The following is a 3308-nucleotide window of genomic DNA, read 5'->3' on the forward strand; positions in this document are numbered from 1 at the left end:
GCGGGGCTGAGAGAGTGCTTTATACCTTAATATATAAGGATAATTCGACAACTAATTACACCTTATTATATATAATCCTCGGATAATAAGCAATAAGTAATGGCGAATGTATGGCAACAAGCGCAATAACAACAGTATAGTGAAACAGAAACAACAATTTATATTATTAACAACTAATTTACGATTATGAACATGGAAAAAGAAATGATGTACGTGGCTCCGGCTGTGGAAGTGCTGGAGGTTGAAGTGGAAAAGGGATTTGAAGTATCCATCCCTGATGGTAATTTCCCGATTTGATAGAGAAAACATTCACGAATAATAATTATTATTAAACAAAATGGAAACAAAAAAATTATTGACCGCATTTGCATTACCCGCCTTGTTGCTGACAGGGTGTGCGCAGGATGCTATCGTTGAAAACAACGTAGAAAGTACACCGTTGGAAGGCCGCCGCACAGTGGACGTTCCCTGTGTCGGTTTTGACTTTGGTGCAGACACCCGTTTGGCACTTGATGGAGGTAAATATGTGTTTACTGCCGGAGACCAACTCGGTGCTTGCTTGATGGATGTAATCACTGATGACTACCAGAATCCCCAAAAAAGCTGGGCTGATTGGTTCACGTTCATTGACTATATCCACACCAACTACAAGTTCAACTACAATGCGGAAACTACGAAGTTTGAGAACAATGCACTGATGAGTGAAGGTAACTACTTCTTCTACTATCCGTACGACAAGGAAATGACCGACCGTAACGCTTTCGAACAAGAACTTAACTCCAAGCAGGAACTTGTGAAGAATGCAGACGGCAGCTTGAATCCTCGTCAGACAGTACTCAAGAACCAATTGTTCCTGGGCCACTCTGCCATTACTGGCGACCGTGAAGACCATGACAACTTGTCCGTGCAGATGAAGCCCGTATTCGCTTATCCGGCTTTCCGCATCGCTTACTCTTCTCCCCAACCCATCAAGGTTAAGAAAGTGGCATTCAAACAAGTTAACAACAGCACAGATGTAACCAACGATGGTACTGTTGTAGCATTCAATACCACTTTGAAGGTTGACCCGACAAGTGCGACATTCAAGCAGAACAGCAATCAATTGGCTGACGGTGCAAAATACTACAGCATGACCAATAAGACTACAGCCAATCAGATTTCTGTAGAAATTCCCGATTTTGAGTTGTCAAGTGGTTCTACGGTAGCAGGTTACGTTGTTATTCCTGCCGGTATCTATAATGCAAATGCTAGTGGTGCGAACAAGTCCCTGTGGATGTACGTCTACACGAACAAGGGTGTAGTAAGAACTTACTTGAATGAAAAGAACCCGGAACAGGAACCGACAGGCGCACCGTCTGATAACGTATGGACAAAAGCCGCCTATACCGACTTCCAGCCCGATAACGGTATGTTGATCGATATGGGATTCTCGTACGAGGCTATTTCTGCTCCGACGAAGTTCACGGTTTCTACTACCGAAGACTTTGCACTGATCATGTCTTGGCAGAAGGAACAATCCGTTGCCACTACTTTGGAAGCTACTATCGTAGGTGACAAGGTGGTTCTTTCAAAAGAAATCTACAATATTCTTAAGAACGACAACTTGACGCTGAACTTGAAAGCTGAAGGTAAAGCCACTGTAACTATTCCGGAAGATGCTCCTGCAAATGCTTTCGATAGAGTAAATATCATATCTGAAAACATGACTGTTGTCAATAAGGCAAACCTGACTGTAGCTAAGAACTTCAACGCAGGAGCAAGCGAAGGTGAAAGAGTCGCTCCGAAATTGTTTGTAAACAATGCAGAAATGACAATGACTGGTGCTGTATACAATTTCAGTAGTTGCGAATTTGTAAACAACGGAAAACTGACATTGAAGAAAGCGAAAGGTAATACAAGCTTCTATTCTATCGGCAATCATCAATTTAAGAATAATGGTGAAATGATTATTGCATCTGAGCTTATATTGGATAAGTGCGGAATTGATAACAAAGGTGTCATGACAATTAATGAAGCCGTTGAGTTCTTTGGCAAGATTGATAATGAAACCAAAGAGGCCGCTTCTCCTGCCGTAATCAACGTAAACGGTACTTGGAAAGACGCTAAGGGTGAAAACCGTGGTACTATCAAGGTAGCGACTACCGGTTCTATCGTAGCCGCTGCAAACAACGGTATCAAGAACGGAACTAAACGCTTATTCAACAACCAAGACGTTCTTATCTACCGTGCTTCCATCGAAAACGCAGGTGTTATCAACGGAATCGTAAACGGATTTAGCGGTGGTCAAGAACACGCTCTGATTGTTATGATGGACAAGAATGCCCGTTTGATGACCGCTCAAGGTTCTACCGGAGAAATTGACAACACAATATGTAGTGAATATGTCAAGAAGCAAGCTGATGAAACGATTTTCTGCGAAATAAGTGGCGAAACATCTGCAACCGATTTGGCTGAATTGACATTGAATAGTAATGCCAAACGTTTGGATATCTTGGACGGAACTACTATCACCATTCCTTCCGGCGAAGATGGTGAAGCTAGCGACATCACTGTTTCTATCGAAAAAGTAACGGTTAAAGGAAATTTGACTATAAGTGGAGCTAAAAATACATTGCGCTTTGCGACAACAACAGGGGCGAATATGGAAATCGAAGCTGGTACAACCACCATTGCAGCTCAAACAATTGTTGCTCTTGGAAAAGCAAGCAATGCACGTGGTAAATTGAGCATCAACAATGGTAAACTTATTATCAGTGCCAATGCCAAGTTGTATGCTGGTGGAAAAGCAGAAGTTCCCGCAAACAAAGTAGAGAACTACGGTGAATGGAAAGACTAATCTCCCGTATAGACATTAGCCTATAATTAAAATAGAATCCCCGTTTACACTTTGTTTGTGTAGACGGGGATTCTTTGTTTGCGATTGCCACATTCCCATGTCACATAAGTAGGTCGCCTTTGGAAGTAGCTGACTTGAGAGCAATCAACTGATGCAAATAATGAATTTACTTCGTATTGCTGATTGTCCGTTTAATCGGATAAGCCTATAATGGGAAATCCCCGATGTCCTTGACAGATATCGGGGATTTTTTTGCCCTTGATATTTTAGGTGTATGCCTTAAACGGCAGTCTTCCTCTTTTATTTTCTCCGTCCAAACTTTCTTTATTTGTCCTTTTCTCCGTACATTTGTCATTGCAACAATGCAACAGACCCCAAAAAAGAAGAAGGAGAAGACATTATGAAATATCCCATCGGAATACAGAGCTTCGACGTGATTCGTGAAGACGGATATGTCTACGTGGACAAGACC

Annotated in this window: 2 protein-coding genes; both read left to right on the forward strand. The window is 42.0% G+C overall.

The window, feature by feature from the left end; genetic code table 11:
• Positions 1-337: 337 nt before the first annotated feature.
• The gene (locus tag JCM16496_RS20810) at positions 338-2836 is read left to right on the forward strand and encodes a hypothetical protein (RefSeq protein WP_025836401.1); all 2499 of its coding nucleotides are present in this window, start codon (positions 338-340) and stop codon (positions 2834-2836) included.
• Positions 2837-3236: 400 nt separating this feature from the next.
• A partial coding sequence (locus JCM16496_RS25355; RefSeq protein WP_148301646.1) for an AAA family ATPase occupies positions 3237-3308 on the forward strand: 72 nt, incomplete at its 3' end.

Origin of the sequence: Bacteroides rodentium JCM 16496, assembly GCF_000614125.1 — a bacterium.
Classification (GTDB): Bacteria; Bacteroidota; Bacteroidia; order Bacteroidales; family Bacteroidaceae; genus Bacteroides; species Bacteroides rodentium.

Coding starts and splice junctions, on each gene's coding strand:
- JCM16496_RS20810 (WP_025836401.1), top strand. CDS start 338: ATGGAAACAAAAAAATTATTGACCGCATTTGCATTACCCGCCTTGTTG.